Raw genomic sequence first — 26,834 nt, 5'->3', positions numbered from 1 at the left:
GCGCATTCGTGCCATCGGACGGCGGCCCGGAACAGCCGGGTCGCCGTTTGCGTTCGGAACCTGCGCAGGGACGGTGCGGGGGACAGGCAGGCCGTGGTTGAAAAGCATTACAGTTTTCCGCGCTTCCGGTCCGACGGCAGCGGTGCCAGCGGACGGGCGGCGAACTGGGCGGTTATCGGAATCTTCCTGATCCTGGCCTTTGCGGCCATTGCCGCCGGGCGCGATTTCCTGATGCCCGTGACCTTGGCGGTGCTGCTGTTCTTTGTCTTCACCCCCTTGCGCCGGCTGGCCCGGCGGCGCGGCCTTCCCGACGCGCTGACGGCAACGGGGGTCACGCTGGGGCTGGTGGTGGCGGTGGCCCTGATCGGCTTGGGCGCCAGCGGTCCGATCAGTCAGGCCGCGCAGAACCTGCCGACGATCCAGTTTCGCCTGGAACAGAAGTTCAGCGAACTGCGCGAATCCTTTGACGAACTGCAAGAGGCCGCCGAACAGATCGAACAGGTCCAGACGGCCGATGACGACGATGCCCCCTCCACCATCAAGGTCGAACAGGCCAGCGACAGCCCGCTGACGTCGCTGATGAAGTTCACCCCGGCCATTGTCGGGCAGGTGATCTTCACGCTGTTTCTGCTGTTCTTCATGCTGGCCTCGGGGGATCTGCTGTATCTCAAGATCGTGCAAAGCTTCGATTCGATGCGCGACAAGCGGAACGCTTATCTGGCCTTGCGCCAGATCGAGGATTCGCTGGGCAATTATCTGGGCGCAATCGCCATCATCAACGCGGGCCTTGGCCTGGCGGTGGGCCTTGCCATGTATGCCTGGGGAATGCCCGGCGCCCTGGTGTTCGGCATCGGGGCGTTCATCCTGAACTTCATTCCCTATCTGGGCGCCATCGCGGGCGTGATCCTGTCGGGCATCGTGGCCCTGGTGGTCATGCCGGGCATCTTCTGGCCGATGATGGTCGCGGGAAGCTATATGCTGATGACCTCGCTAGAAGGGCAGGTCATCACCCCCTATTTCGTGTCGCGCCGGTTGCAGATGAACGCGGTGGTCGTGTTTCTGGCCGTGGCGTTGTGGGCCTGGCTGTGGTCGGTGATCGGCATGATTATCGCCGTGCCGGTGCTGGTGGTGCTGCGCGTGCTGGCCGAATACGTTCCCGGCTGGGAAAAGTTCGGCAACTTCCTGGCAGGCGAAGAACCCCCGGCCATCGAGGACGAGGACGAGGAAGAGGCCCGCGACATCGTGGAAGCCGGGGCAACGGCCGAGGACGAGGAAGCCGCTCGCCATGCCACGGCCGGAGTGGTCGAGGAAAAGCCCCAGCCGTGACAGGCCGCGCCTTTCCCAACGGAAAACCATTCCACCCGGTCTTGGAAACGCGCTGCCTTTGACGTAAGGGGTGCAAAAGTGCGCGATGGTATACCGCCGCCCCAGCCAAGGAGATGCAGCATGGCCCAGACCCGTTACACCAAGAGGCATGGTATTGACGTGGCCGAGGAACTGGCCGCGTTCGTGGAGGCGCGTGTTCTGCCCGGCACGGGCGTCGATCCCGATGCCTTCTGGTCGGGCTATGCCGGATTGCTGGCCGATTGCGCCCCCGAGAATCGTGCCCTGCTGGACCGTCGCGCCGACTTGCAGGACCGGATCGATGCCTGGCACAAGGCGCGCGGCAACCAGCCCTGGGACGTGGCGGCCTATCGTGCCTTTCTGGCCGACATCGGCTATCTGGTCCCCGAACCGGCGCCTTTTCAGATTGACAACGGCCGGATCGACCCGGAAATCGCGCAGGTTGCCGGTCCGCAACTGGTCGTGCCGGTCAGCAACGCCCGGTTCGCGCTGAACGCCGCGAATGCGCGGTGGGGGTCGTTGTACGACGCGCTGTATGGATCCGACGTGCTGGGACCGCCCCCGGCCGGCGGCGGTCTTGACCCGGCCCGGCGCGACGCGGTGGTGGCGCGCGCCGCGCAGTTCCTGGACGAAACCTTTCCCCTGACCGCCGGCAGCCACGCCGACGTGTCGGGCTACCTGGCCGACGCAGAGGGCCTGAAGGCCACCCTGGAATGGTCCGAGGTCGCGCTGCGCGATCCGTCCGCCTTTGTCGGCCGCCGTGTGGACGGGGCCGATACCGCCCTGGTGCTGCGCCACCACGGGCTGCATGTCGAACTGGTCATCAACCCCGACCATCCCATCGGCGCCGCATCCGCTTCGGGCTTGCGCGACGTGATCGTCGAGGCCGCCCTGACCGCGATCCAGGATTGCGAGGACAGCGTGGCGGCGGTGGACGCCGAAGACAAGGTGGCTGTCTATGCCAACTGGCTGGGGCTGATGAAGGGCGATCTGGTCGATACCTTCGACAAGGGCGGCAAGACCCTGACCCGCCGCCTGAACCCCGACCGCGAAATCACCCGTCCCGATGGCAGCATCCTTACCCTGCCGGGCCGCGCGCTGCTGCTGGTGCGCAACGTGGGCCTGCTGATGACCACGGACGCCGTGCGGCTGGACGGGCAGGACACGCCCGAAGGGCTGATGGACGCGATGGTCACGGTCGCCTGCGCCATGCACGACCTGAACAAGACCGACGGCCCAAGAAACAGCCGCGTCGGAGCGATCTATGTCGTCAAGCCCAAGATGCACGGCCCGGACGAGGCGGCCTTTGCCGACCGCACCTTTGCCCGCGTCGAGAACATCCTGGGCCTGGCCCCCAACACCGTCAAGCTGGGCCTGATGGACGAGGAGCGGCGCACCAGCGCCAATCTGGCCGCCACCATCCATGCGATCCGCAACCGGGTGTTCTTCATCAACACGGGCTTTCTGGACCGCACGGGGGACGAGATCCACACCTCGATGCAGGCGGGCGCCTTTGCCGGGCGCGACGCGACGCGCAAATCGGGCTGGTTGACGGCTTATGAGGATCGCAACGTCCTGATCGGGCTGGCCTGCGGGCTGCGCGGGCGGGCGCAGATCGGCAAGGGCATGTGGGCGAAACCCGATGCGCTGGCGGACATGCTGCACACCAAGATCGGCCATCCGCAATCGGGCGCCAACACGGCCTGGGTGCCCAGTCCCACGGCTGCGACCCTGCACGCGCTGCATTACCACACGGTCGACGTGGCGGCGCGGCAGGACGAACTGGCAGGTCGGCCGATCCCGGATCTGGACGCGCTGCTGACCCCGGCCCTGGTCGGCGACACGCCGCTGTCGCCCGACGAGATCCGGCGCGAGGTGGACAACAGCGCCCAAGGGATCCTCGGCTATGTCGTGCGCTGGGTGGACCAGGGCATCGGTTGTTCCAAGGTGCCCGACATCGACGATGTGCCAATGATGGAGGATCGCGCCACCTGCCGGATCAGCGCCCAGCTGTTGGCCAACTGGCTGGAACAGGGTCTTGTCAGCCGCGACGGGGTCGAGGATGCCCTGCGCCGCATGGCGGTGAAGGTCGATGCCCAGAACGCGGGCGACCCGGCGTATGTCCCAATGGCCCCCGGTTTCGACGGCCCGGCGTTTCAGGCCGCGCGCGACCTGGTGCTGACGGGGACGACCCAGCCGTCGGGTTATACCGAACCCGCGCTGCACGCCCGGCGCAGGCAGGCCAAGGCGCTGCGGGGATAGGTCGCCAGCGCAAAGGCCGTCGCCGTCCGCAGGGCGATTGCGCCTGCCGTTCGCCGTTGGCGCGGGCAGGCCGGATCTCGGCCCCGCCACCTGGGCGCGCGATCCCGTTCCGGCGTTTCCCATGGTCCGGGCCGGTATATTCCGGGCAGTCAAAGCCGATCCGGCCAAAGAATGACAGGGCTTCGTGGCAGTCAGGAACCAGACATGGAACCGGGGACGGGCGGGCCGGGATCAACCTTGCCTCTGGAACTCCAACTGCCGGGCGATCCACAGCGCGATCGCGGTGGCGATGGCGCCCGACAGCAGGTACAGCCCCGCCGCGAACAGGCCCAGCGTGGTGGACAGGAACAGCGCCGTCAGCGGGGCCAGGCCCGCGCCGAACAGCCAGGCCAGGGCCGAGGCGAAGGCGGAATCGGTGTAGCGGTTGCGGCTGTCGAACATCGACGCCACCGCGCCCGACGACTGGCCGAAGCTGATGCCCAGGATCAGGAAGCCCACGATCATGTAGACGGATTCGCCGGTCTTGCCGCCTTGCAGCAGGGTAGGCGCCAGCAGGCTGAAGGCCCCGATGGCCGCCGCCCCCCACAGCAGCACGCGGCGCCGTCCGTACCAGTCCGACAGATAGCCCGACAGCACCACCGATCCCAGCCCGAAGGCCGCGCTGACCGCCGTCAGGTTCAGAAAGAACGTCAGGGTTTCGTCGGTGTACAGATAGACCCAGGACAGCGGGAACACCGTCACGATGTGGAACATGGAAAAGCTGGCCAGCGGCACGAACGACGCCAGCCAGATGGCGCGCCAGTCGCTGCGGAACGCATCCCGGATGCGGCTGGGCTGCAATTCGCGGGTTTCGAACGCCTCCTGGAACTCGGGCGAGGCGATGATCCGCAACCGCGCGAACAGCGCCACCACATTGACCGAAAAGGCCACGAAGAACGGATAGCGCCAGCCCCAGTCCAGGAAATCCCCCTGGGACAGGTTGGACACCAGATAGGAAAACAGCATGGCCGCGACGATCAGCCCGATGGGCGCGCCAAGCTGCGGCACCATCGCGTAAAAGCCGCGCTTCTTCTCCGGCGCGCTTAGCGCCAGCAGGGACGCCAGCCCGTCCCAGCTGCCGCCGATGGCCAGGCCCTGACCGATCCGCAGCAGCGCCATGATGATGATCGCCCATTCCCCCAGGAACGCATAGGACGGCACCAGACCCATCGCCACGGTCGATGTGCCCAGCAGGAACAGCGCCAGCGTCAGCTTGGCCACGCGGCCGTGCCGCCGGTCGAAGCGCATGAAGATCGCCGTGCCCACCGGACGGGCGACAAAGGCCAGCAGCACCAGGCCGAAGGACAGCAGCGTTCCCTGCAACGGGTCCACAAAGGGAAACAGCCTCTGCGGGAACACGATGACCGAGGCGATGGCGAAGACGAAGAAATCGAAGAATTCCGACGTGCGCCCGATCACCACGCCCACGGCGATATCGGACGGTGAAACATGATGCTTGTCGACATCCTTGCCAGAACCCTGGCGGGAAGGGGTTTCGGCAGATGTCACCATTGCGTGCACCACTCGGCTTGGACAGACGGCAGGACGGGACCGGCCGCGACGACGGATTCTTGCAGCTGCCGAAGCCATGATACATTGCCAGACAAAGAAACACGCGACAAATTGTCTTATGTCGGGGTGCGGGCCGGGCGGCTATCTGGACGGCATCCTATCGGACGTGGTCGCCTGGACAGGGGCGTTCCGTCCTGCCAGCGGGGTGATTGCCAGTCATGACGCCATTTCGCAAATCCATGGTCTGGCTGCTTCCGGTCATGTTTCTGGCGGGATGCAAGGCCGTCGTACTGGCCCCGTCCGGCGACATCGCGGCGAGGCAGGCGGAACTGCTGGTGCAATCGACCTTGCTGATGCTGATTATCATCGTTCCGGTCATGGCGCTGACGGTCTGGTTCGCCTGGCGGTATCGCGCGGCCAACCGTCGGGCCAGCTATGCCCCGGACTGGGACCATTCGACCAAGCTGGAACTGGTGATCTGGGCTATTCCGCTGCTGATTATCGTCTGTCTGGGGGCGCTGACCTGGGTCGGCACGCATCTGCTGGATCCCTATCGCCCGCTGGATCGGATCGACGCGGAAACCCCGGTCGGCGCCGCCGATCCCTTGCCGGTCCAGGTGGTCGCACTGGATTGGAAATGGCTGTTCGTCTATCCCGAACAGGGCGTGGCATCCGTCAACGAACTGGCTGTGCCGGTTGACCGTCCGGTGCGGTTCACGCTGACCTCGGCCTCGGTGATGAACGCGTTCTACATTCCGGCGATGGCGGGGATGATCTATGCCATGCCGGGGATGCAGACCACGCTGCACGGGGTTTTCAACGACGAGGGAACCTATCAGGGGCTGGCCTCGCATTATTCGGGCGCGGGCTTTTCGGGAATGCGGTTCAAGGCCCGTGCCCTGGACGACGCCGGATTTGATGCCTGGGTCGCCCAGGCTGCGGCCGGCAACGAGACGCTGGACCGCGCCCGCTATCTGGAACTGGCGCAACCGTCCCAAAGCGTTCCGCCCATGACCTTTGCCCAGGTGGATCCCGAACTGTTCCAGAGGGTCGTGAACCGATGCGTCGAGCAGGGGCGCATGTGCATGGCCGAGATGATGGCCTTGGACGCCCAGGGCGGGCTGGGGCTGGCGGGCATCGCCAATGTGGCCCTTCTTGCCGATCCCGATGCGCGCGGCACCGCGCGTCCGGTGCTGGGCCTGCCGCCGTTCCAGGTCACGGGCATCTGTTCGGTGGACGAGCAGGCCGCCATGCTGGCCAGTGCCGCGCCGCTGGTCAAGGCGCCCCGCGACCTGTCGCCCATGCGCGGGCGGGGGCTTGCCGCGCCGCAGGGAATCCTGGGGCAGCGCCCGGATCCCGATGTGCTGACACGCACCGTGCCGCGGGACGACGCGGAACAGAACCTGTGATCGAGGCCCGCGATGGCGATACCGACTGAGATTCCCACCACCTTCCTGCTGGGACGCCTGGACTGGAACGCCGTTCCCCAGGATCCGATCGTCTGGGCCGCCGGCGTGGTGGTGGCCATCGGCGGCGCCGCGGTTTTGTGGATGCTGCACAAGCACCGGCTGTGGGGCTGGCTGTGGAGGGAATGGTTCACCTCGGTCGATCACAAGAAGATCGGCATCATGTACATCGTGCTGGCCCTGGTCATGTTCGTGCGCGGTTTCGCCGACGCCCTCATGATGCGGCTGCAACAGGTTCTGGCCTTCAACGGATCCGAAGGCTATCTGAACGCCCATCATTACGACCAGGTGTTCACGGCCCACGGCGTCATCATGATCTTCTTCGTGGCCATGCCCTTCGTCACGGGCCTGATGAACTATCTTGTGCCGTTGCAGATCGGGGCGCGGGATGTGTCGTTTCCGTTCCTGAACAACCTTTCGTTCTGGATGACCGTCGGCGGCGCCGCCCTGACCATGATGTCGCTGTTCGTGGGCGAATTCGCGCAGACCGGCTGGCTGGCCTTTCCGCCGCTGTCGGGGATCGGCTACAGCCCCTATGTCGGCGTGGATTATTACATATGGGGCCTTCAGATCGCAGGGGTCGGGACCACGCTGTCGGGGATCAACCTGCTGGTCACCATCGTCAAGATGCGCGCGCCGGGCATGACCATGATGCGGATGCCGATCTTTACGTGGACCGCCTTGTGCACCAACGTCCTGATCGTGGCGACATTCCCGGTGCTGACCGCGACCCTGGTGCTGCTGACGCTGGACCGGTACGTCGGAACGAACTTCTTTACCAACGACCTTGGCGGCAACGCCATGATGTATGTGAACCTGATCTGGATCTGGGGCCACCCCGAGGTCTATATCCTGATCCTGCCCCTGTTCGGCGTCTATTCCGAGGTCGTGGCGACCTTTACCGGCAAGCGGCTGTTCGGCTATGCCTCGATGGTCTATGCGACGGTCTGCATCACGATCCTGTCCTATCTGGTCTGGCTGCACCACTTCTTCACGATGGGGTCGGGGGCGTCGGTCAATTCGTTCTTCGGGATCACGACCATGATTATCTCGGTTCCCACGGGGGCCAAGATCTTCAACTGGCTGTTCACCATGTACCGCAGCCGCATCCGGTTCGAACTGCCGATGATGTGGACCATCGCCTTCATGCTGACCTTCGTGATCGGCGGCATGACGGGCGTGCTGCTGGCGGTGCCGCCCGCCGACTTCGTGCTGCACAATTCGCTGTTCCTGGTGGCGCATTTCCACAACGTCATCATCGGCGGCGTGCTGTTCGGCCTGTTCGCGGCGATCAATTACTGGTGGCCCAAGGCCTTCGGCTTCAGACTGGACGTGTTCTGGGGCAAGGTGTCGTTCTGGTTCTGGGTCGTGGGTTTCTGGACGGCCTTCGCGCCGCTGTACATCCTGGGCCTGATGGGCGTAACGCGCCGGATGCGGGTCTTCGACGATCCCGGCCTGCAAATCTGGTTCGGCATCGCGGCCTTTGGCGCGGTCCTGATCGCCATCGGCATCGGGGCAATGTTCGTCCAGTTCGGCGTGTCGATCCGGCGCCGCGACCGGCTGCGCGACGAAACCGGCGATCCCTGGGACGGACGGACGCTGGAATGGGCCACGTCCTCGCCCCCGCCGGATTACAACTTTGCCTTCACGCCGGTCAGCCATGGCCTTGACACCTGGTGGGACATGAAGCGTCACGGCCAGACGCGGCCCAAGGCGCCGTACAGGCCGATCCACATGCCCCGGAACACCGGATCCGGCGTCGTCATCGCCGGCCTGGCGACCGTCTGCGGCTTTGCGCTTGTCTGGTACATCTGGTGGCTGGCGGTCCTGTCCTTTGCGGGGCTGGTGATCGGCGCGGTCCTGCACACCTTCGACTATGCCCGCGATTATCACATCCCGGCCGAGGACATCCGCGCGACCGAAGCCGTCCGCGACCGTCAGCTTGCGGCGCACCCTTTGGCGCGGGGGGCCTGAGCCATGAGCACCGTCCACCAGCAGGCTCCGGGCGATTACTGGGACGTCGAGCCGCATCACCACCACGAAGGTGCGTCCACCAGCATCGGCTTCTGGGTCTATCTGATGAGCGACTGCCTGATGTTCGCGGTCCTCTTTGCCGTCTTCGGGGTGTTGGGGGGCAGCTATGCGGCCGGTCCGGGGCCGCAGGATCTGTTCGACCTGAAACTGGTCGCGCTGAACACGGCGTTTCTGCTGCTGTCCTCGATCACCTATGGCTTTGCCATGCTGGCCATGGTGCGCGGCAACGTGCGCGGCACGCTGGGATGGATGGCCGTCACGCTGGTCTTCGGCCTGCTGTTCCTGTCGATCGAGATCTACGAATTCCAGCATCTGATCCACCTGGGCGCCGGGCCGCAGCGTTCGGCGTTCCTGTCGGCCTTCTTCGCGCTGGTCGGCACCCATGGGCTGCATGTCGTCTTTGGCTGCCTGTGGATGGTCACGCTGATGATCCAGGTCCGCCAGCGGGGCCTGACCGGGGCCAATCGCCGCAGGCTGGGCTGCCTGTCGATGTTCTGGCATTTCCTGGACGTGATCTGGATCGGCGTCTTCACCTTTGTCTATCTGATGGGGATGGTCCGATGACCTCGATCGAAGCCCAGGGCGACAAGCATCGCGCCGAACGCCGTGCCGAAGCCCATGCCGATCGCCACGACGACGGGCATGACCACGGCAGTTTCAAATCCTGCATGACCGGCTTTGTGCTGTCGGTGATCCTGACGGCCATTCCCTTTGCCGTGGTGATGGGCGGGGGCTTCGAAAGCCGTCTGCTGACGGTGGCGGTCGTGGTCGGCCTGGGGATCGTCCAGATCGTCGTCCACATGATCTTCTTCCTGCACATGAACACGCGCAGCGACGAAGGCTGGACGATGATGGCGCTGATCTTCACGGTGGTCGTGGTCATCATCATGCTGGCCGGATCGCTGTGGGTGATGTTCCATCTGAACACCAACATGATGCCGCAGATGAACCACGAGGCCCTGGGCCTGGATTCGTGACCTCCGCCCGCCGCACCGTCGCGGTTCTTGCGGCGGCGGGAATCGTGTGTCTGGCGCTGACGGCGCTTGGCGTCTGGCAGATCCAGCGTCTGGCCTGGAAGACCGACCTGATCGCCCGCGTCGATGCGCGGATCGCCGCAGACCCCGTGCCCGCGCCGGGGCCTGCCGAATGGCCGGACCTGACTGCCGGGAATGCCGAATACCGCCGCGTCAGCGTGGCCGGGACTTATGCGGTGGACCGCGACGTGCTGGTGCAGGCCGTCACAGGCCGCGGATCGGGATTCTGGGTAATGACGCCTCTGGCCATCGATGCGGGCTGGACGATCCTCGTCAACCGGGGGTTTGTCGCCTGGGACCGCCGCGACGACCGCCCCTTGCCGGCGGGACCGCAGACCGTGACCGGCCTGTTGCGCCTGTCCCAACCGGACGGCGCGTTCCTGCGCGCCAACGATCCCGCAGGCGGGCGGTGGTATTCCCGCGACACGGCGGCCATTGCCGCGTCGCTTGGCCTTGATGATGTCGCGCCCTATTTCATCGATGCCGGTCCGACCGGCGGGGGGCAGCCCATCGGCGGGCTGACGGTTGTGGCCTTTCGCAACAACCACCTGTCCTATGCGTTGACGTGGTTCGTCCTGGCGGGCGGGCTGGCCTTTCTGACCGTCCGGGCCATCCGCGGCCACGGGTGACTTTCCCGCCAGGGGCGGGATGTTCAGACCAAAGTGGCAGGAAAAATCCGCCTTTCGCGCTGGATCGCCGGGCGTTCGACCGGCAGACTGGATCCGTTCAGCGCCAAGGGGGGATGCGATGGACGATCACCGTGGACAGGCCCATGCGGTCCGCCGCCTGGGAACAGAGATCGGTGCGACGCTGATTGGCCACGACCGGCTGGTCGAACGGCTGCTGATCGCGCTGCTGGCGGGCGGGCATGTCCTGATCGAGGGCCCGCCGGGCATCGCCAAGACCCGCGCGGTCAAGGCCTTGGCGGCACATCTGCCGGGCAGCCATGCCCGCATCCAGTGCACGCCCGACCTGCTGCCGTCCGACCTGACCGGCACGCAGGTGTTCCGGCCCGAAACCGGCGGATTCGACTTCATCCCCGGCCCGATCTTTCACAGCCTGGTTCTGGTGGACGAGATCAACCGCGCCCCCCCCAAGGTGCAGTCCGCGTTGCTGGAGGCCATGGCCGAAGGGCAGGTGACGACGGGCGGCACCACCCGCGCGCTGCCCGATCCCTTCATGGTGGTAGCGACACAGAATCCCATCGAACACGAAGGAACCTTCCCCCTGCCCGAGGCGCAGCTGGACCGTTTCCTGCTGCATCTGCGTCTGGATCTGCCGGGGGCCGAAGCAGAACGCGCGATCCTTGATCTGGTCGAGGCCGAGGCGCTGTCCCACGTCGCCCCGCGGGGCACCGCCGTCACCGCCGCCGATCTGTCCCGCGCGCGGGCCGAGGTGGCGCGGATCCATCTGGCCCCCGCGCTCAAGGATTTCATCGTCCGGCTGGTCATGGCGACGCGGGCCGGGGGCGCGGTGGCGGAATGGGTGGAACACCCGGTGTCGCCGCGTGGCACGCTGGCGCTGGCCGCCGGGGTCCGCGCGCGGGCCTGGCTGCACGGCCGCGACCATGGATTGCCCGAGGATGCCGAGGCGCTGGCCGCCGACGCCCTGTCGCACCGCCTGATCCCCGCCTGGTCGGCCAGCGGCGAAGGCCGGACCGGCCGCAGCCTTGTGGCCGACATCCTGACCCAGGTGCGCCCGTGGTAGCGGTGCCCGCGGGCGTTCCCGATGTTCCCGGCATCCGCCTGACCGCCACCGAATTGATGAGCCTGCGCGACGAGGCGGCGGCCCGGATGCGCCACCGCCCGCTGACCCGGCGCGCGGGCGCGGTTCCGGCGCGGTTGGCCGGTGCGGGCATGGACCTGCGCGAAATCCGCGCCTATGTCGCGGGCGACGACCCCCGCCGCATGGATCCGGCGGCGACCGCGCGCACCGGACAGCCTCATATCCGCAGCCTGCACGAGGATCGCGACGACACGATCCTGCTGGTCGCCGATTTCCGCGCGCCGATGCTGTGGGGCACGGGGGCCGCGCTGCGGTCGGTGCGCGCGGCGCGGCATCTGGTGCAGGCAGGTTGGCCCGTGGCGCTGCGCGGCGGATCGGTCGCGGCCCTGATGATCGCCGGTCCGCGCCCGGCCGAGATCGCGGGCAGCGGCGGCGACGGGCCGATGATCTCTCTGTGCGCCGCCCTTGCCCGGCAGCACGACGCGGCGCTGGCCGCCCCCGCCGATGATGTCCCCCTGGCCGGGGGGATGGCCCGCGCCATGCGCCTGTCGCCCGAAGGCGGGCGGATCCTGGTCGCCACCGGGCCGGACGGCTGGCAGGGGGCGGAATCCGTGCTGGCCGCGCTGGCCCGCCGCCGCGTCCTGACGGTGGCGCTGATCCTGGACGAATCCGAAATCCAGCCGCCGCGCGGCGTCCTGGGCATCAGCGGCGGCGGGCACAGCCGCACCGCCCGCCTGCTCGCCCCCGACCTGGCCCCCGGCCTGGCCCGGCTGCGCGCGCTTGGCGCCATCGCGATCGAGGTCATGCCGTGACGCGCGACGATTTGCTGGAACAACTGAACCCGCCCCGCCTGCCGCTGGACATGGCGGTGCTGGGCTGGCGCGAAATCCTGGCCCTTGTCGGGATCGGCATCCTGGCCGGGTTGCTGGCCGCCCTGGTGCTGCGCCCGCTGATGGGGCGCCGGCCGTCGCGCCGCGCCCGGATTCTGGCCACGCGCGGAATGCCGCCGCAGGACCGGATCCTGGCCGTCGCCCGGATTCTGGGCCGGCTGCCCGATCCCCTGCGGCCCGCCGCCTATGGCGCCGCACCCGCCCCCGACGACGACGCCATCACGCGCGCCGCCCTGCGCCGGGCCCGCCGATGAGCCTGGCCTGGCCCTGGCTGCTTCTGCTGCTGCCCTTGCCTCTTGTGCTGCGGCGTCTGTTGCCGCCCCTTGCGGTGCCTCGGCCCGCGCTGATGGTGCCCGCGCATCTGTGGCAGGCGGCGCGACCTACCGGGGGCGCGCGGGTGCGCGGCCCCTGGCTGGCCGGTCTGGCCTGGGCCGCGCTGGTCGTGGCCCTGGCCGGCCCACGGATCGAGATCGCCAGCGATGTCATTCCCGCGTCGGGCCGCGACATCGTGATGGTCATCGACCTTTCGGGCAGCATGTTGAAAGAGGATTTCGTTCTGGACGACCGGCCCGTCACCCGGCTGGATGCGGTCAAGCGGACGGCCTCGGCCTTTGTCGCGGCGCGGCGGGGGGACCGGATCGGACTGGTGATCTTTGGCGAACGCGCCTATTTCGCGGCCCCCCTGACCTTTGACGTCGAGGCCGTGGCCCGCGCCATAGAAGAAGCGCAGATCGGCATATCGGGGCGCGGCACCGCCATTTCCGACGGTCTGGGCCTGGCGACCAAGCGCCTGTCGCGCAGCGATGCGCCAAGCCGGGTGATCGTGCTGCTGTCGGACGGGGTGGATACGTCGGGCACCGTCCCGGCGGTGGATGCGGCGCGGCTGGCCGATGGCCACGGCATCCGCATCCATTCCATCGCCCTTGGCCCCGAGGATCTGGAAAATCAGCCCCGGTCCCGCGACGCCGTGGATGTGGCGACCCTGCGCGCCGTGGCCGCCGCCGCGGGGGGCGAAAGTTTCCGGGTCCGCGACACGGCCGACTTGCAGGCGGTGGCGCAAAGCCTCGACGCGCTCGAACCGAACCCCTCGGACCGTCCGCCGATGCGGCTGTGGCAGCCCCTGTGGGTCTGGCCCGCCGCCGTGGCCGCGCTGTGCCTGGCGCTGATCGCAGGGGGGCGGCGCGGATGGACGGGCTGATCCTGCTGCGCCCGTGGTGGCTGCTGGCGTGGCTGGCGGTGGCGGCCTTGGCGCTGATCCGCCTGACACGTCTGCCCGATGCCGGGGGATGGGAACGCGTCATGGGGCGCGACATGCTGCACGCCATGCAGGCGCTGGGGCATCTGGGCGGACGCCAGCCCCGATGGCAGCGGCTGCTGGCCCCCGCGACGCTGGGCCTGTTGATCGCGGCCATGGCCGGCCCGGCGCTGCCTCGGTCCGATGCCCCGGTGCTGGCGCAGGCCGATGCGGTGGTTCTGGCCGTGGATCTGTCGCCCTCGGTCGCGCAGGGGCCGGGGCTGGATCAGGCCCGGCTGGCCACCGCCGGGCTGTCGCAGGCGCTGTCCGGGCGGCCGGTCGGCCTGGTTCTGTATGCGGGCAAGGCCTTCACGGCCGCCGCGCCGACGCTGGACGTGGGAACCCTGCAAACCCAGATCGGCGTTCTGGACGCCGGCACCATGCCCGGCAAGGGCAGTCGCCCGGCGGCCGCCATCGGCATGGCCGCGCAGATGCTGGCGGGCCTGCCGCGCGCCGATCTTGTGCTGATCTCGGACGGCGGGGGCGTCGATGTGCAGGCCGTGGCCGAGGCCGACCGGCTGGCGGATCGGGGCGTCCGGCTGTGGGCGCTGCGCCTGACGGGGCGTGCGGCCGACGCCCCCGGCGCACCCGACGGCGCCCTTGCGCGACTGGTGCGGGGCGGCGAGGTCATGGCCTGGGACGCCACCGACCGCATGGCCGATCGCCTTGCCCGCAGCGGCGGATCGGTGCGCGATCCGGTCTTGCAGGCGCTGCAATACCGCGATCTTGGTCCCTGGCTGGCGATGCTGGCCCTGCCGCCCCTGCTGGTCATGTTGAGGCGGCGGGAATGAAGCCCGTCCTGATCGCCTTGGCGGGACTTGCGGCCCTTGCCCTGGCTGGACCCCAGGCGCTTGGCCGTCTGGCGCTGCATGTCGGGCTTGACGGTCCTGCCGCCGCGCTGTTGTCGGATCCCGCGACGCGCGGTGTGGCGCTGTATCGCCTGGGCGACTTTCCGGCGGCGGACGCGGCCTTTGCCCAGGCAGGGCGTTCGCAGACCTACAACCGGGGGCTGTCCCTGGCTGCGACGGGCGATTACCCGCTGTCGGTCGCCTATTTCGATGCGATGCTGTTTGCCAATCCCGCTGACGAACAGGCGCGGCGCAACCGCGATCTGGTGGCCGCGATGTATCCGCCCGAGCGCGGCGAATCCTCGGTGCCGGGACGGATCAGCGGGGCCGGGGGACTGTCCCGCGATGTCGAGATCGCCGACCTTCTGGCGAACCTGTCGGGACCGGAATGGGAACGGCGCCTGGACGCCAAGGGGCTGGCCGCGACCGATCAATGGCTGGACACCATCGTCGACGATCCCGGCGAATTCCTGAAGCTGCGGATCCGCGCCGAATTCGACCGCCGCGCCCGTCTTGGCCTGATCCGCCCCGAGGAGGGCGACCCATGGTGATCCGCGCGGTCCTGGTCTGGCTGATCCTGGCCGCCGCAGCCGTCGCGCAGGATGCCCGGCTGATGGTGCTGCACGATCACGGCAATCCCGTCGTGTCGGAAATGGTCGAACTGACCATCCGCGGCGAATACGACCTGACCGTCTCGCTCGAGAACATGGAGTTTCCCAATTCGCCCGATTACGACTGGATCCAGATCGCGCGCGACGACTGGCACAAGGAACGTGTGAACGGGCGGCTGTTGCAGATATTCGAACGCAAGATCGCGCTGTTTCCCCGCCGCGCCGGCGCGGTGACGGTCGGACCCATCGACAATCGCCTGACCTATGTCCGGGGCGACGGCCAACGGGCCGAAACCGTCGTGACCGCACCGCCCGTCACCTTGGCCGTCAAGCCCTTTCCCGCCAAGGCCCCGCCGCTGTCGGCCCGCAAGCTGACCCTGACGGACGACTTGTCCACGGATCCGGGAACGCTGAAAAAGGACGAGATCCTGACCCGCCGCGTCACCATCGAGGCGTTGGGCACGCTGGCCCATCAACTGCCCGCGCGCCCGGATCTGTCCGAACCCTGGCTGATAAGCTTTACCCAGCCCGAACGCCGCGAAACCCTGCTGACGCCTGCCGGGCCGGTCGCGCGCGTCGTCTGGGAATGGCAACTGCGCCCCAAGACCGGCGAGCCCGCGATCCTGCACGCCGCCGCCTTTCCCTGGTTCGACACCGACAGCCGCCAGATCGAGGTCGCGCCGTTGAAGCCCATTCCGTTCGGCTTTGCGGGGTTCGGATCGAATTTCGGCGCCCAGCAGGTCGCATGGCACAGCTGGCCCGCCGCCGTCCTGGCCCTTGGCCTGGGCATGACGGTGGCGCTGGCGGCCATGCTGCGCGGCACGGGGCTGCTGCCCGCCGCGGCGATCCGGCGCCGCTGGCGGCGGCTGTGGCCCGGACCCCATGCCCGCGCCCTGCGCCGCGCGGCGGCCACCGGCGACCTGCCGGCCCTGCGCGCCGCCGCCGACCGGCATCTGCGTTGGCGCGGCCAGCCCCCGCCCGCGCTGCTGGCCGACCTGGACCGCCAGCTTTACGCCGCCGATCCGCCGGCGGGCTTCGGTGCCCGGCGATGGCTGGCGGCGTTCCGGCGGACGCTGCGGCAAGGATGATCGGGCTTGCCACCGGGGCGGCCTTGGGCCACCTTCGCGTCATGCAAACCCGCCATGACGCGGGAACGAACGAACGAACAGGGAAGCATCATGACACATCTTCTGACCACCCGCGCCATCCTGCTGGCATCGGCCCTGGCCATCGCGCCCGCGGCCTGGGCCGAAACGCCTGCCGACACGCTGGTCGTGGCCGCCGCCATCGACGACATCATCAGCCTGGATCCGGCCCAGAGCTTCGAATTTTCCGGCAACGACGTGAACCAGAACACCTATGACCGGCTGGTCGATTTCGACCCGCTGGACATGGAGGCGGGCTTCAAGCCGTCCCTGGCCGAAAGCTGGGAAGTGTCCGAGGACGGGCTGTCCATCACCTTCACCCTGCGCCAGGGCGTGACCTTCCATTCCGGCAACCCGGTCCGCCCCGAGGACGCGGCCTGGTCGTTGCAACGCGCGGTCAAACTGGACAAGACCCCGGCCTTCATCCTGACCCAATTCGGCTTTACCCCCGAGAATGTGGAAGAAAAGATCACCTTCGACGACACCACCCTGACGCTGACCCTCGACAAGCCCTATGCGCCGACCTTCGTGCTGAACTGCCTGACCGCCAACATCGCCAGCGTGGTGGACAAGGAAACGGTCATGGCCAATGCCGAGGGCGAGGATCTGGGCAACACCTGGCTGAACACCAACGAGGCCGGTTCCGGTCCCTTCACCCTGGCCGGCTGGCGCCCGAACGAGGCCGTGCAGCTGGCCGCCTTCGAGGGTTATTTCCAGGGCGCGCCCGCGATGAAGCGCGTCGTGGTGCGCAACGTCGCCGAATCCAGCGCGCAACGGCTGCTGCTGGAACAGGGCGACATCGACGCGGCCCGCAACCTGTCGCCCACGGATGTGGAATCCATCGGTTCGGCCGAGGGCGTGACGATTCAGGACGAACCGCGCGGCCGGATCCTGTACATGGGCCTGAACCAGAAGGACGAGGTGCTGTCCAACCCCGCCGTGATCGAGGCGATGAAGTATCTGGTCGATTACGACGGCATCGCGAACAGCTTCCTGAAGGGCATGTTCATGCCGCATCAGTCGATCCTGCCCAAGGGCTATCTGGGCGCGCTCGAGGATCTGCCCTGGACCTATGACGTGGCCAAGGCCAAGGCCCTGATCGACGAGGCGGGGATGTCGGGCAAGACCATCACCACCAAGGTCCGCGACCTGCGCGAATATGTCGATGTGGCCCAGGCCTTGCAGGCGTCCATGGCCGAGGCCGGGCTGACCCTGGAAATCCAGCAGATGACCGGCGCGCAGGTGCTGGACGCCTATCGCGCCCGCGACGTGCCGATCTTCATCGGCGAATGGGGGCCAGATTATTCGGATCCCAACACCAACGTCGCGACCTTCGCATACAATCCCGACAACAGCGACGAGGCGCAGGCCACCGGCCTTCTGGCCTGGCGCAACGCCTATGCGGTGCCGCAGGCCATGAACGAGGCCACCGTCGCCGCGACCCTGGAACAGGACGGCGACAAGCGCGCGCAGATGTATCTGGACATCCAGAAACAGTATCAGGCCGAGGCGCCGATCGTGCCGCTGTTCCAGCGGGTCGAGAACACCGGCCTGCGCGACAACGTGCAGAACTGGAATTCGGGCGGGTCCGTGACCTCGGTCATGTATCGGCAGGTGACGAAGGGCGAATAGGCGTTGGCCGCGACCGACACCGGCGGGACAGGGCCGGGGGCGCCGTCCCCAGCCCAGGGCGATGGCCGCGCCGCCGCCCGCCGCCGCCGTGCCCGCAGCATCGCGGGCACGCTGCTGTCGCTGGCCCTGACGATGCTGGGCCTGCTGCTGGTGACATTCATCATCGGCCGGGTGATGCCCATCGACCCGGTGCTGAAGGTCGTGGGCGACCGCGCGTCGCAGGCGCAATACGACGCGGCCTATCAGGCGATGGGGCTGGACCGGCCGCTGGTCGTGCAGTTCATGCTTTATCTGGGCGACGTGGTGACGGGCGATTTCGGCCGCTCGATCTCGACCGGGCAACTGGTCGTGGATGACATCAGGCGTGTCTTTCCCGCCACCGTCGAACTGGCGACCCTGGGCACCCTGATCGGGGTGCTGATCGGCGTGCCCTTGGGCGTGATCGCCGCCGCGCGCCGGGGCGGGATCGTCGATCAGGTGGCCCGCGTGGTGGCGCTTGTCGGCTATTCCATGCCGATCTTCTGGCTGGGCCTGATGGGGCTGCTGGTGTTCTATGGCATCCTGGGCTGGGTCGGCGGACCGGGGCGGCAGGGGATCATCTATGACGGGATGATCCCGACCGTCACCGGCCTGATCCTGGTCGATTCGCTGATCGCGGGCGACTGGGCGGCCTTCCAGGACGCATTCAGCCACATCATCCTGCCCGCCAGCCTGCTGGGCTATTTCAGCCTGGCCTATATCAGCCGCATGACGCGCAGCTTCATGCTGGAACAGCTTTCGGCCGAATACATCACCACCGCCCGCGTCAAGGGCCTGTCGGAAAACGCGGTGATCTGGCGCCATGCCTTTCGCAACATCCAGATCCCGCTTATTACCGTGATCGCCCTGTCCTTCGGATCGCTGCTGGAGGGATCGGTCCTGACCGAGATCATCTTTTCCTGGCCCGGCCTGGGGCAGTACATCACCAAGGCGCTGCTGTCGGGGGACATGAACGCGGTCCTGGGCGGCACCGTCGTCATTGGAACGTGCTTTGTCGCGCTGAATCTTCTCAGCGACATCCTGTATCGCGTCCTGGACCCGAGGTCGAAATGAACCAGACCCGTTCCATATCGCGGCGCGCCTGGCTGCTGAGCGACGCGCCCCGGACCCGCCGTCAGGCGCGGCTTGGCGCGCTGTATCAGGCCTGGCTGACCTTTCGCGGCAACAAGCTGGCGATGCTTGGGCTGATCGTGCTGGTCCTGCTGATCGGCATGGCGATCCTGGCCCCCTGGATCGCGCCGCAAAGCCCGTTCACGCAGAACCTGGCCAACCGCCTGCAACCGCCGTCGGCCGAACACTGGCTGGGCACCGATTCCCTGGGACGGGACATCCTGTCGCGGCTGATCCACGGATCGCGCATCACCCTGTTCATCGTCGGCACCGTGGCCCTCATCGCGCCCATCATCGGGCTGTTCATCGGCACGGTCGCGGGGTTTGCGGGCGGCTGGGTGGATCAGCTGCTGATGCGGATCACCGACATCTTCCTGGCCTTCCCGAAACTGATCCTGGCCCTGGCCTTCGTCGCGGCCCTGGGCGCCAGCATCGGCAACGCGGTGCTGGCGCTGGCGCTGACCGCCTGGCCGCCCTATGCGCGGCTGGCGCGGGCGGAAACGCTGACCATCCGCAACGCCGATTTCATCGCCGCCGCCCGGCTGCAAGGGGCGGGACCGCTGCGCCTGCTGGTCCGGCACATCTGGCCGCTTTGCGTCAGTTCGCTGATCGTGCGGGTGGCGCTGGACATGGCGGGGATCATCCTGTCGGCGGCGGGCCTGGGCTTCCTGGGCCTGGGCGCGCAGCCGCCGATGCCGGAATGGGGGGCGATGATTTCCGACGGGCGGACCTATATCCTGGATTTCTGGTGGGTCGCTGCCATGCCGGGGATCGCGATCTTCATCGTCTCGATGGCCTTCAACCTGCTGGGCGATGGGTTGCGCGACGTGCTGGATCCCAAGGGGGCCAAGCAATGACCCTGCTGTCCGTCCAGAACCTGCGCGTCAGCTTCCCGACGCGGCAAGGCATTGCCGAGGTCGTTCGGGGCCTCAGCTTCGACCTGGGCCGGGAACGCCTGGGGGTGGTCGGCGAATCCGGGTCGGGCAAGTCGATGACCGGCCGCGCGATCCTGGGGCTGGTCCGCCCGCCCGGCCGCGTGACCGCCGACCGGATGGAGCTTGAGGGCCAGTCGATCCTGAACCTGTCTGAGCGCCGGATGCGCAAGATCCGGGGCAACCGGATCAGCATGGTGATGCAGGATCCGAAATTCAGCCTGAACCCGGTGATGACCATCGGCGACCAGATCGTCGAGGCCTATCGCCTGCACGCGGGCGGCGCGCGCGCCGCGGCCCGGCGAAAGGCGCTGGACATGCTGGCCGCCGTCCAGATCCGTGATCCCGAACGCGTCATGGGCGCCTATCCGCACGAGGTGTCGGGCGGCATGGGCCAGCGGATCATGATCGCGATGATGCTGGCCCCCGATCCCGAGATCCTGATCGCCGACGAACCCACCTCGGCCCTGGACGTGTCGGTCCGGGCCGAGGTTCTGAACATCATGGACGGCCTGGTCCGCGACCGGGGCATGGGGCTGATCTTCATCAGCCACGACCTGAACCTCGTCGCGCAATTCTGCGACCGGGTGCTCATCATGTATGCGGGCCGGATCGTGGAAACGCTGGCGGCCCGCGACCTGCACCATGCCCGCCACCCCTATACCCAGGGCCTGCTGAACAGCCTGCCGCGCTTGGATGCGCCCCAGGACCGGCTGCCGGTTCTGCAACGCCAGGACAGCTGGCGCGACGGCGACACGATCACCCAAAGCCTGGAAACCGAATTTCCGGGGGGCCTCTGATGCGTCTTCTTCACCTAAATATCCCACGGGGGCGCGGGGGTGTGAAACCCCCGCAGCCACGGTGCCGCCCATGCTGAGGGTCGAAAACCTGAACGTCTGGTTCGGCCATGAACCCGACCGCGTGGATGCCGTGAAGGATGCCAGCTTCACCGTGGCCCAGGGCGAAAGCTTCGGCCTTGTGGGCGAATCCGGTTCCGGCAAATCGACCATCCTGCGCGCCGTCGCCGGGCTGATCGACACCTGGTCGGGCACCATCGCGGTCGCAGGGCAGCCCCTGACCGCGCGCAAGCGCGACCGGGCCTTCTACAAGACCGTGCAGATGGTGTTCCAGGATCCCTATGCCAGCCTGCATCCGCGCCATTCGGTCGATGCGGTCCTGTCGGAAACCCTGCGCCTGCAAGGCATGGACGACATCGACCGCCGCATCGCGCGCCTGCTGGACGATGTGGGGTTGGGGCGGGGCTTCCGCTTCCGCTATCCGCACCAGCTGTCGGGCGGGCAGCGCCAGCGGGTCGCCATCGCCCGCGCCCTGGCCGCCGAGCCGCGCCTTTTGCTGCTGGACGAACCGACAAGCGCCCTGGATGTCAGCGTGCAGGCCGAAATCCTGAACCTGCTGTCCGACCTTCGCACGGAACACGGGCTGACCTATGTGATGGTCAGCCACGACCTGGCCGTTGTGGGCCACATGTGCGACCGGCTGGCCGTCATGCAGGCGGGCCGCATCGTCGAGGTGATGGGCGTGGAATCCCTGCGCCAGGGGACCGCGCAGCAGGATTATACCCGCCAGTTGATCGCCGCGTCCGAGGGCTATGCACGGGCATGACGGCTTGCGCGTCCCGGCCTCGTCGGTAAGTTGCGCGGAACGACGAAAGGAACCACCATGAAGCGCGTGAACTTGGGCGGCAGCGATGTCGAGGTCAGCGAGATTTGCCTGGGCACCATGACCTTTGGCAACCAGACGGCCGAACCCGACGCCCATGCCCAGATGGACTGCGCCCTGGACGCCGGGATCACCTTTCTGGACACAGCGGAAATGTATCCCGTGAACCCGGTGCGGCGCGAAACCATCGGCCTGACCGAAACCATCGTCGGCAACTGGCTGGCGCGGACCGGCAAACGCGACCGGGTTGAAATCGCCACCAAGATCACCGGACCCAGCCAGATGGTCCGCGACGGGGCGCCCTATGACGGGGCCATCGTCGCGCAGGCCATCGACGGATCGCTGAAGCGCCTGCAAACCGACCGGATCGACCTGTACCAGCTGCACTGGCCGGTGCGCGGCAGCTATGCGTTCCGGCAGAACTGGAACTATGATCCGTCCAAGCAGTCGAAACAGCAGACGCTGGACCACATGGCCGATGTCCTGGGCGCCCTGACGGCGGCAAAACGGGCAGGCAAGATCCGCGCCGTGGGCCTGTCGAACGAAAGCGCCTGGGGCCTTGCCCGCTGGTGCGATATGGCCGACCGGGTCGGCGCCCCGCGCATGGCGACGATCCAGAACGAATATTCGCTGCTGTATCGGCTGTATGACACCGATCTGGCCGAAACCGCGGTGAACGAGACTGTGACGCTGCTGTCCTATTCGCCCCTCGCCGCCGGGCTGCTGTCGGGCAAGTATTCGGGCGGCGCCATCCCCGAAGGCAGCCGGGCCGCGGCGGACAAGGCCAGCGGGGGCCTGGGCAATCTGGGCGGGCGAAAGACGCCGCAAGGCGTGGCCGCGACCGAGGCCTATGGCAAACTGGCCGCCGAACACGGCTGGGACGCCATTCACATGGCGATCGCCTGGCAGTTGACGCGGCCCTTCAAGGTCGTGCCGATCATCGGCGCCACCACTCTGGATCAGTTGAACCACCTGATGGCGGGCTTGGGCAAGCCCGTGCCCGGCGATCTGCGCAAGGCGATCGACCGGCTGCACAAGCAGTATCCGCTGCCCTATTGATCGCGCCCGGCTATTGCCTATCTTGTTGATCCATAAGCCATAGGATGAGGACAGGTCATGGCGGGCGATCCCTATGCAGCCTTGGGACTGACGAAATCGGCGACGGACGCCGAGATCAAGAAGGCCTATCGCAAGATCGCCAAGGCCGATCACCCCGATCTGAACCCCGATCCGGCAGCGACCGCGCGCTTCAAGGCCGCATCTGCCGCCTATGACCTGCTGAGGGATGCCGAACAGCGCCGCCGCTTTGACGCGGGCGAAATCGACGCTCAGGGACAGGAGCGCCCGCAGCGCCGCCCCTGGCGCGACCATGCCGAGGCGGCGGGCAATCCCTATGCCCGCAGCTATGGCTTCGACGGCGACCCCGACCTGTCGGGGGTCTTTTCCGACCTGTTCGGCCGGCGCGGCGGGGGGTTCGGCGGCTTTGGGCGCGGGGCCGAGGATCCGCGCGATTTCCATGTGCGCGGCCAGGATTACCGCTTCTCGCTCGAGGTCGATTTCCTGACCGCCGCGCGGGGCGGCAAGACCCGCATCACCCTGCCCGAAGGCGGCGATCTGGAGGTGGCGATTCCCAAGGGCGTGCGCGATGGCCAGACCATCCGGCTGAAGGGCAAGGGCGGGCAGGGCCTGGGGCAGGGGGGATCGGGCGACGCCTATCTGACCGTCGCCATCGCCCCCCATCCCGATTTCCGCCGCGAGGGCGACGACATCCACCTGACCCTTCCCATCAGCCTGCCCGAGGCGGTTCTGGGCGGAAAGGTCGCCGCCCCCACCATCGACGGCCCGGTCAACCTGACCATCCCCAGGGGCGCCACCACCGGGCAAAAACTGCGCCTGCGCGGGCGGGGCGTCAACGGCGGCGATCAGCAGGTGGAACTCAAGGTCGTGATGCCGCCCAGGGTGGACGAGGATCTGGCCCGCTTCATGGAAGGCTGGCGCAAGGATCACCCTTATGATCCGCGCGCCGGGATGGAGGCGGGGGGGTAAGCGGATGGCCCGTCATTATTCGGAAACCGACGTCGTGGCGATCCTGGACGATCTGGATCCCGCGCGGCTGCGATCCTTTGTCGCCGCCCATGTGGTGACGCCGGTCGTCACGCCGCAGGGCCACGCCTTCACGGAAGCCGATGTGGCGCGCCTGCAACTGCTGTGCGACCTGTCCGATGTCTATGACCTGCCCAACGATGTCCTGGTCATGGTCATGTCCCTGATCGATCAGTTGAACACCGCGCGCGGCGACATGCGGGCATTGATCCAGGCTGTCGCCACCGAACCCGACGATGTGCGCGGCCGCATCATCACCCATGTCCGCAATGTCCGGGTGATCGTTCGGGACTGACCGCTTTCAACCCCGCCGCAAGACAGCCTGCCCGACGTGCAGATTGTGAAGCCTGCCGGGCCGCGCTAAGGCGGATTCATGGTCCGTTACCTGCCCCATATCGCCGCAACGCTGTCGCTGGGCCTGCCGCTGATCGGCAGCCATCTGGCGCGCATGAGCATCGGCGTGGCCGATACGGTGATGGTCGGTTGGTACGGCGTGGAAACGCTGGCCGGTCTGGTCATCGCGACCTCGTTCTTTCACATCCTGTTCTTTCTGGGGATGGGCTTCGGCACGGCCGTGCTGGGACTGATCGCCACCGCCATCGCGCGCGGCGACGACATCGAGGTGCGCCGGTCGGCCCGCATGGCGCTGTGGCTGTCGCTGGGCTTCGGCCTGGCGGTCACGCCGCTGATGTGGTTTTCCGACCCGGTCCTGCGCGCCCTGGGCCAGACGCCAGCGGTGGCAGCCCATGCGCAGGATTACCTGCGCATCGCCGGCTGGGGACTGCCCGTGGTGCTGGCGCAGGTGACGTTGAATTCATACCTGGCCGCGATGGAGCGGACGCAGGTCGTGATGTGGGTCACGCTGGTCGGTCTGCCGCTGAACGTGGCGCTGAACGGGATGCTGATCTTTGGCACCCTGGGCGCCCCCGAACTGGGGGTCCGCGGCGCGGCCATCGCCAGCCTGACGGTGCAGGTCGTCCAGCTTGGCCTGTTGGTCGCCTACGCCCGCTGGCTGCCTGCCACGCGCAAGTATCGGCTGTTCCAGCGGTTCTGGAAACCCGATCCCGTCGCCATGCGGCAGGTGTTCCGGCTGGGCTGGCCCATCGGCCTGACCATGGTGGCCGAGGGCGGGCTGTTCGTCGGATCGAACGTTATGATGGGCTGGATCGGCACGCAGCAACTGGCCGCCCACGGCATCGCGCTGCAAATCTGTTCGATCACCTTCATGGTTCATCTGGGTCTGTCAAACGCCGCCACGGTCCGCGTCGGCCAGGCCAAGGGCCGCGGCGATGACGCCTGGATGCGCGACGCGGCGATCACCGTGATCGGCCTGTCGCTGGCCTTTGCCGGCCTTGCCATCGCGCTGTATCTGATCGCGGGCGAGGGGCTGGTGCGGCTTTACCTCGACCCCGCCGATCCGCGCGGGCCTGCCATCGTGGCGCTTGGCGCGGCGCTGCTGGTCTATGCGGCGCTGTTCCAGTTGGCGGACGCCTTTCAGGTGATCGCGCTTGGCTTCCTGCGGGGCGTCCATGACACCCGTGTGCCGATGTGGATCGCGGGCTTCAGCTATTGGCTGGTGGGAATTCCGGTGGCCTGGGGTCTGGCCTTTCCGCTGGGACATGGACCCGCCGGGCTGTGGCTGGGCCTTTGCGTCGGACTGACGGTGGCATCGGCCCTGCTGATGGCGCGGTTCTGGCGCGGTCATGCGCGCGGGGTCTGGACCCGTCCGGCAGTGGCGGTCTAACCTGCGCCCGACCGATCCCAGGAGGCCCCGATGCGACCCGTCTTCGTTCAGTTCCGCTGCGAGCCTGGCAAGACCTATCAGGTCGCCCAGGCCATCTACGACCGAGAGGTCGTGAGCGAGTTGTATTCCACGTCCGGCGATTACGACCTGATCGCCAAGGTCTATATCCCCGAGGATCAGGATATCGGCCGGTTCCTGTCCGAACGCCTGTTCGACATTCCCCATATAAGCCGCACGCTGACCACCATGACCTTCCGCGCCTTCTGATGATCCGTTTCGCCCCGATTGCCGCGACCCTGCCCGCGAGCGTGCCCTTTGTCGGGCCGGAAACGCTGGAACGCCGGACGGGCCGCCCCTTCGCCGCGCGGCTGGGCGCCAACGAGAACGGGTTCGGTCCCAGCCCCCGCGCGGTGGCGGCGATGCAGGCCGCGGCAACCGATGCCTGGAAATACGGCGATCCGACCAGCTTTGATCTGATCGATGCGCTTGCCGCCCATCACGGCGTCCAACCTGGAAACATCGTGGTGGGCGAGGGGATCGACGGCCTGCTGGGCCTGCTGGTGCGGCTGCTGGTCGCGCCGGGGGATGCGGTCGTGACCTCGGACGGGGCCTATCCGACCTTCAACTTTCATGTGGCAGGCTTTGGCGGCACGCTGCACAAGGTGCCCTATCGCAACGATGCCGAAGACCCGCAGGCCCTGCTGGACCGGGCCACGGAAACCGGGGCGCGGCTGGTCTATCTCGCCAATCCCGACAACCCCATGGGAAGCTGGCACAAGGGCGCGGTGATTCAGGCGATGCTGGACCGGATGCCCGAAGGCGCGCTGCTGGTGCTGGACGAAGCCTATGCCGAATTCGTCCCGGCAGAGTCTATGCCCGACATCGATCCTGACGATCCGCGCGTCATCCGGATGCGCACCTTTTCCAAGGCCTATGGCATGGCGGGCGCGCGGATGGGCTATGCCATCGGCCATCCCGACCTGATCGCGGGCTTTGATCGCGTGCGCAACCATTTCGGCGTGAACCGCACCGGCCAGGCCGGCGCGCTGGCGGCCTTGGCGGATCAGGACTGGCTGGCGCGGGTCGTGACCTGGGTTGCCGCAGCCCGCGACCGCATCGCCGCCATCGCCGCCCACAACGGCATGACCGCGCTGCCGTCGGCCACCAACTTCGTGGCCGTCGATATCGGCCGCGACGGCGCCTTCGCCCGCCGGCTGGTCGATGCGCTGGCAACCGAAGGCGTCTTCATCCGAATGCCCGGCGTGGCGCCGCTGAACCGCTGCATCCGCATCAGTTGCGCGCCCGGCCCCGAACTGGACATCCTGGCCCAGGCCCTGCCGCGCGCGCTCAAGACCCTCTAGGCGTCTTCTTCACGCAAATTTCCCCGCCG

The 26,834-nt window shown here is 67.5% G+C and carries 26 protein-coding genes; 25 read left to right on the top strand and 1 reads right to left on the bottom strand.

The features are described 5' to 3' along the window. Positions 1–93: 93 nt before the first annotated feature. Both CHB77_RS06730 and CHB77_RS06725 read left to right on the top strand, forming a co-directional pair. Positions 94–1,326 (top strand): AI-2E family transporter, encoded by a 1,233-nt coding sequence (locus tag CHB77_RS06730; protein WP_089387408.1) that lies wholly within the window; start codon positions 94–96, stop codon positions 1,324–1,326. A 120-nt stretch (positions 1,327–1,446) separates the two neighbouring features. Continuing rightward, positions 1,447–3,606: a malate synthase G gene (locus CHB77_RS06725; RefSeq protein ID WP_089387407.1), complete on the top strand. Its 2,160-nt coding sequence runs from the start codon at positions 1,447–1,449 to the stop codon at positions 3,604–3,606. 231 nt (positions 3,607–3,837) lie between these two features. Here the strand turns inward: CHB77_RS06725 and CHB77_RS06720 are convergent, their stop codons facing one another. Next, complete coding sequence (locus CHB77_RS06720; protein WP_089387406.1) at positions 3,838–5,157, bottom strand: MFS transporter; 1,320 nt, start codon at positions 5,155–5,157, stop codon at positions 3,838–3,840. Positions 5,158–5,375: 218 nt separating this feature from the next. Here CHB77_RS06720 and cyoA point away from each other — a divergent pair, with 218 nt between their 5' ends. The 23 genes from cyoA to CHB77_RS06605 all read left to right on the top strand — a co-directional run bounded on the left by cyoA (position 5,376) and on the right by CHB77_RS06605 (position 26,805). After that, the gene (gene cyoA / locus CHB77_RS06715) at positions 5,376–6,566 is read left to right on the top strand and encodes a ubiquinol oxidase subunit II (protein WP_089387405.1); all 1,191 of its coding nucleotides are present in this window, start codon (positions 5,376–5,378) and stop codon (positions 6,564–6,566) included. 12 nt (positions 6,567–6,578) lie between these two features. Then, on the top strand, positions 6,579–8,597 hold the full coding sequence (cyoB, locus tag CHB77_RS06710) for a cytochrome o ubiquinol oxidase subunit I (RefSeq protein WP_089387404.1): 2,019 nt from the start codon (positions 6,579–6,581) through the stop codon (positions 8,595–8,597). A gap of 3 nt (positions 8,598–8,600) precedes the next feature. Then, positions 8,601–9,221, top strand: a complete 621-nt coding sequence (cyoC, locus tag CHB77_RS06705; protein ID WP_089387403.1) for a cytochrome o ubiquinol oxidase subunit III — start codon at positions 8,601–8,603, stop codon at positions 9,219–9,221. After that, positions 9,218–9,634, top strand: a complete 417-nt coding sequence (gene cyoD, locus CHB77_RS06700) for a cytochrome o ubiquinol oxidase subunit IV (protein ID WP_089387402.1) — start codon at positions 9,218–9,220, stop codon at positions 9,632–9,634. The genes cyoC and cyoD overlap by 4 nt, the downstream gene beginning before the upstream one ends. Continuing rightward, the gene (locus tag CHB77_RS06695) at positions 9,631–10,320 is read left to right on the top strand and encodes an SURF1 family protein (RefSeq protein ID WP_089387401.1); all 690 of its coding nucleotides are present in this window, start codon (positions 9,631–9,633) and stop codon (positions 10,318–10,320) included. Before cyoD ends, CHB77_RS06695 begins: the two co-directional genes overlap by 4 nt. 118 nt (positions 10,321–10,438) lie before the next feature. Beyond that, complete coding sequence (locus tag CHB77_RS06690; RefSeq protein ID WP_089387400.1) at positions 10,439–11,398, top strand: AAA family ATPase; 960 nt, start codon at positions 10,439–10,441, stop codon at positions 11,396–11,398. After that, the gene (locus tag CHB77_RS06685) at positions 11,392–12,228 is read left to right on the top strand and encodes a DUF58 domain-containing protein (RefSeq protein WP_242626553.1); all 837 of its coding nucleotides are present in this window, start codon (positions 11,392–11,394) and stop codon (positions 12,226–12,228) included. Before CHB77_RS06690 ends, CHB77_RS06685 begins: the two co-directional genes overlap by 7 nt. Then, entirely contained in the window at positions 12,225–12,560 is a 336-nt protein-coding gene (locus CHB77_RS06680; RefSeq protein ID WP_089387398.1) for a hypothetical protein, read from the top strand. The genes CHB77_RS06685 and CHB77_RS06680 overlap by 4 nt, the downstream gene beginning before the upstream one ends. Next, positions 12,557–13,504 carry a VWA domain-containing protein gene (locus tag CHB77_RS06675; protein ID WP_089387397.1) on the top strand — a complete coding sequence of 316 codons (948 nt, stop codon included), beginning with the start codon at positions 12,557–12,559 and terminating at the stop codon, positions 13,502–13,504. Before CHB77_RS06680 ends, CHB77_RS06675 begins: the two co-directional genes overlap by 4 nt. Further along, on the top strand, positions 13,492–14,391 hold the full coding sequence (locus tag CHB77_RS06670; protein ID WP_089387396.1) for a VWA domain-containing protein: 900 nt from the start codon (positions 13,492–13,494) through the stop codon (positions 14,389–14,391). Before CHB77_RS06675 ends, CHB77_RS06670 begins: the two co-directional genes overlap by 13 nt. Beyond that, positions 14,388–14,999 carry a hypothetical protein gene (locus CHB77_RS06665; protein WP_089387395.1) on the top strand — a complete coding sequence of 204 codons (612 nt, stop codon included), beginning with the start codon at positions 14,388–14,390 and terminating at the stop codon, positions 14,997–14,999. The genes CHB77_RS06670 and CHB77_RS06665 overlap by 4 nt, the downstream gene beginning before the upstream one ends. Beyond that, positions 14,993–16,147 (top strand): BatD family protein, encoded by a 1,155-nt coding sequence (locus CHB77_RS06660; protein WP_089387394.1) that lies wholly within the window; start codon positions 14,993–14,995, stop codon positions 16,145–16,147. Before CHB77_RS06665 ends, CHB77_RS06660 begins: the two co-directional genes overlap by 7 nt. 90 nt (positions 16,148–16,237) lie before the next feature. Next, positions 16,238–17,836, top strand: coding sequence for an ABC transporter substrate-binding protein (locus CHB77_RS06655; protein WP_089387614.1), 1,599 nt, complete (start codon positions 16,238–16,240; stop codon positions 17,834–17,836). Positions 17,837–17,935: 99 nt separating this feature from the next. Continuing rightward, complete coding sequence (locus tag CHB77_RS06650) at positions 17,936–18,928, top strand: ABC transporter permease (protein ID WP_423212883.1); 993 nt, start codon at positions 17,936–17,938, stop codon at positions 18,926–18,928. Next, positions 18,925–19,842 (top strand): nickel transporter permease, encoded by a 918-nt coding sequence (gene nikC, locus CHB77_RS06645; protein WP_089387393.1) that lies wholly within the window; start codon positions 18,925–18,927, stop codon positions 19,840–19,842. Before CHB77_RS06650 ends, nikC begins: the two co-directional genes overlap by 4 nt. Then, a complete protein-coding gene (locus CHB77_RS06640) occupies positions 19,839–20,717 on the top strand; it encodes an ABC transporter ATP-binding protein (RefSeq protein ID WP_089387392.1) in 879 nt (292 codons plus the stop codon). Before nikC ends, CHB77_RS06640 begins: the two co-directional genes overlap by 4 nt. Before the next feature lie 70 nt (positions 20,718–20,787). Continuing rightward, positions 20,788–21,540, top strand: a complete 753-nt coding sequence (locus CHB77_RS06635) for an ABC transporter ATP-binding protein (RefSeq protein ID WP_089387391.1) — start codon at positions 20,788–20,790, stop codon at positions 21,538–21,540. 57 nt (positions 21,541–21,597) lie between these two features. Then, a complete protein-coding gene (locus CHB77_RS06630; protein WP_089387390.1) occupies positions 21,598–22,656 on the top strand; it encodes an aldo/keto reductase in 1,059 nt (352 codons plus the stop codon). A 57-nt stretch (positions 22,657–22,713) separates the two neighbouring features. Next, positions 22,714–23,643: a DnaJ C-terminal domain-containing protein gene (locus CHB77_RS06625; RefSeq protein WP_089387389.1), complete on the top strand. Its 930-nt coding sequence runs from the start codon at positions 22,714–22,716 to the stop codon at positions 23,641–23,643. Between the two features lie 4 nt (positions 23,644–23,647). Further along, positions 23,648–23,995 carry a hypothetical protein gene (locus CHB77_RS06620; protein WP_089387388.1) on the top strand — a complete coding sequence of 116 codons (348 nt, stop codon included), beginning with the start codon at positions 23,648–23,650 and terminating at the stop codon, positions 23,993–23,995. Positions 23,996–24,073: 78 nt separating this feature from the next. After that, complete coding sequence (locus CHB77_RS06615; protein ID WP_089387387.1) at positions 24,074–25,444, top strand: MATE family efflux transporter; 1,371 nt, start codon at positions 24,074–24,076, stop codon at positions 25,442–25,444. A gap of 30 nt (positions 25,445–25,474) precedes the next feature. Continuing rightward, a complete protein-coding gene (locus CHB77_RS06610; RefSeq protein ID WP_089387386.1) occupies positions 25,475–25,711 on the top strand; it encodes an Lrp/AsnC ligand binding domain-containing protein in 237 nt (78 codons plus the stop codon). Then, complete coding sequence (locus CHB77_RS06605; RefSeq protein ID WP_089387385.1) at positions 25,711–26,805, top strand: pyridoxal phosphate-dependent aminotransferase; 1,095 nt, start codon at positions 25,711–25,713, stop codon at positions 26,803–26,805. The genes CHB77_RS06610 and CHB77_RS06605 overlap by 1 nt, the downstream gene beginning before the upstream one ends. The last annotated feature ends 29 nt before the right edge of the window (positions 26,806–26,834 follow it).

The sequence above is a fragment of the Paracoccus sediminis genome, from assembly GCF_900188295.1.
In the GTDB taxonomy this organism is placed as follows: Bacteria; Pseudomonadota; Alphaproteobacteria; order Rhodobacterales; family Rhodobacteraceae; genus Paracoccus; species Paracoccus sediminis.
Note: the sequence above shows the minus strand (reverse complement) of the source record. Positions and strands in the feature narration are given on the sequence as shown.